Below are 3,043 nucleotides of genomic sequence, written 5' to 3' on the forward strand. Positions count from 1 at the left end.
AACCAAAACTTCAGACCAAATTAAACGCCACTCAGACCACATTAAATGCGACCAGACCACAATCATGTAAACGAGACCAAATTAAATACAACCACCAAAACCAGTGCCGCATAGTCAAAGCTGAGGCTCCTTCATAATTGCCTCATCCACCCTTGACAAATCCAACATCACAACTTGCTCTAACTTTCCCCTCAGAAACTGCTGCAAAAACGACCGTTTTTGCAACACCCGCTCAAACCACCCCAAAACCGACTTAATCTCACCAAAAACTGTTGCAAAACTTATCTCAAAATCTGTGTCTCAAAAACGTAGAATAATAATTAGTTATGCCACAGACTGGAACACTTCGCGCCCCTTGGAGGCACGAGTCTATGCTCGTCGGCTACGCACGGATTTCCACCCTAGAACAAAACCTTGACCTACAGCGAGATGCTCTGCTCTCCGCCGGCTGTGAAAAAGTGTTCACAGACATAGCCAGCGGGATACAAGATAACAGAGAAGGACTCAAAGAAACTTTAAACTACCTGCGTTCTGGAGATACCCTCATCGTCTGGAAGCTAGACCGTCTTGGCCGCACCCTCAAACACCTCATTGAAACAGTCAACACACTAGCCACCAAATCAATTAGCTTTTGTAGCCTACAAGAAAACCTAGACACCACAACCAGTAGTGGAAAACTCATCTTTCACCTATTTGGAGCCCTAGCCGAATTTGAGCGAGAACTAATCCGCGAACGCACCCGTGCGGGTTTAAAAGCAGCCAGAACCAGAGGCCACAAAGGCGGACGACCTCGCAAGCTAAACATCGCCCAAATCAAAATGGCAAAACTCCTCATCAGCGAAGGAAGTACCTCAATTACAGAAATCTGCCAGACTCTAGGAATTTCTCGCTCCACCTTATATCGCCGCCTAAAACACAATCATTGCCTCCCACATCACACCGACTCCACAGAAACGGAGGCAAAAAATTCAGATGGCACATAAACAAATTCCAGCAGAAGCTTTAATCAACCTGCGTCAGAGACTTGACCTATTACCAAGTCGTTGCCAAGAACGTAGCATCCTAGTGACAGAAACAGCCACCTTATACGGCGTATCAAAAGCCACACTGTACCGTCTGCTCCGTCAGCATTCGCGCCCCAAAGCCATCAACCGTACTGATAGTGGCACACCCAGAAAGCTATCACCAACAGACATGGAACTCTACTGCGAAATCATCGCCGCCATGAAAATTCGTACCAGCAACAAAAAAGGACGGCATCTCTCCACCGCACGAGCCATTGAACTGCTGACCGAATACGGAATGGATACACCAAATGGCTTTATCCAACCCATCAAAGGACTATTGAACAAAACCACAGTCAACCGATACCTGAAAAAATGGGGATACGACCACATCACCATCACCAAACAGCCTGCCGCAGTTAGTTTTCAGGCAGAACATAGCAACGAATGTTGGCATTTCGACCTCAGCCCCTCAGATTTAAAACATCTAAAACAACCATCGTGGGTAGAGCCAGGTAAAGGAAATCCACTACTGATGCTTTACAGCGTTGTCGATGACCGCAGCGGTGTTTGCTATCAAGAATATCACTGTGTTTATGGAGAAGATGTTGAAGCAGCATTACGCTTTTTATTTAATGCCATGACAGCCAAAGGAATGGAGGGATTTCCCTTCCAAGGAATTCCCAAAATGCTCTATACAGACAATGGGCCCATTGGCAAAAGCCGAGTCTTTCAAAATGTAATGCAATGTCTGGGAATCAAGCTAGCCACCCATCTCCCAGCGGGCAAAGATGGTCGCCGAGTCACAGCCCGTTCTAAAGGCAAAGTAGAAAGACCGTTTCGGACAGTCAAAGAAGCCCATGAAACCTTGTATCACTTTCACGAACCGGAAAACGAAGTTGAGGCTAACTTGTGGTTGCACAAATATTTACTGCATTACAATGACAAACCTCATCGCACCCAATCGCACTCGCGGATGGAAGATTGGCGACTATTTCTGCCCCCAAGTGGCATTAGTCAAATGTGCAGTTGGGAACGATTTTGTACTTTTGCCCGCGAACCTCAGCGACGAAAAGTAGATGCTTCTGCCAGAGTATCAGTTGAAGGCATAGCTTATCAAGTAGAGCCGGATTTAGCTGGGGAAACAGTAGTGTTGTGGTGGGGTTTATTTGACAATGAACTCTATGTGGAAAAAGAACAGCAAAGGTATGGGCCTTTTTATCCAATTGATGGCCCGATTCCTTTACATCGGTATCGGAAATTTAAGAAAACTAAAACCGAAGAACGTGCTGACAAAATTGCCACATTAGCAAAAGAATTGGGATTGCCACGAGCCGCCTTGGAACAGAATGCTGATTTGTTATTTTTGATAAATAAATACCCAATTATAGAGCCAGTTATTACACCTTTTAATGACCTCGACCCCTTCCAAGAATTTACATATTCTGACGCATTGTTGGCGAAACGGGCAATTGCGGATTACCTGGGAAAAGCGCTGGCAAAATTATCTACCCAAGAACGGGACTTTATTAATAACTTGTTGGGGGAGACTTTAAATAAAAAAGCAGTTATGGAGGGTGTCAAACAGTATTTTAAATAAGATTTCTTAGAGAGGGTAATAAAAATGCTGACTGAAGTGATGTCAAATTTCGGATTAGTCAAGGAATTTCGTCAAGCGGGTTACTATGAGACTGAACACCACAAACAAATCTTTAAAGATATCAAAGCTGCGATTTATTCAGGGCATCTCATTGCCTTGTCAGGGATTGTTGGGTGTGGCAAAACTACCACAATTAGGCGTTTATTTAATGTTTTGGAGCAAGAAGGAAAGATTTACGTATCCAAGTCTTTGTCTGTGGATAAGTGTCGGGCTACATTACCAACACTAATTGCTGCTTTATTCTACGATTTATCAAGAGATAAAGAAATCAAAATTCCCTCAATTGGTGAAAAACGGGAACGAGAATTGCGGGATTTGATTAGGAAGGGTAAAAAGCCTGTAGTGCTGTTTGTCGATGAGGCTCATGACTTACATTATA

3 protein-coding genes are annotated in these 3,043 nt (G+C 44.1%); all 3 read left to right on the forward strand.

The genetic code is table 11. From position 1 onward, the window contains the following. Positions 1-371 precede the first annotated feature (371 nt). Positions 372-983 (forward strand): recombinase family protein, encoded by a 612-nt coding sequence (locus PY364_RS02755; RefSeq protein ID WP_275520329.1) that lies wholly within the window; start codon positions 372-374, stop codon positions 981-983. A 4-nt stretch (positions 984-987) separates the two neighbouring features. Further along, positions 988-2,604: an IS481 family transposase gene (locus tag PY364_RS02760; protein ID WP_275520331.1), complete on the forward strand. Its 1,617-nt coding sequence runs from the start codon at positions 988-990 to the stop codon at positions 2,602-2,604. 24 nt (positions 2,605-2,628) lie between these two features. Continuing rightward, positions 2,629-3,043 (forward strand): AAA family ATPase (locus tag PY364_RS02765; RefSeq protein WP_275520327.1); only part of this gene is annotated, 415 nt, incomplete at its 3' end.

It is taken from the genome of Kamptonema sp. UHCC 0994, from assembly GCF_029167235.1.
Taxonomy (GTDB): domain Bacteria; phylum Cyanobacteriota; class Cyanobacteriia; order Cyanobacteriales; family Microcoleaceae; genus Kamptonema.

Coding starts and splice junctions, on each gene's coding strand:
- PY364_RS02755 (WP_275520329.1), top strand. CDS start 372: ATGCTCGTCGGCTACGCACGGATTTCCACCCTAGAACAAAACCTTGAC.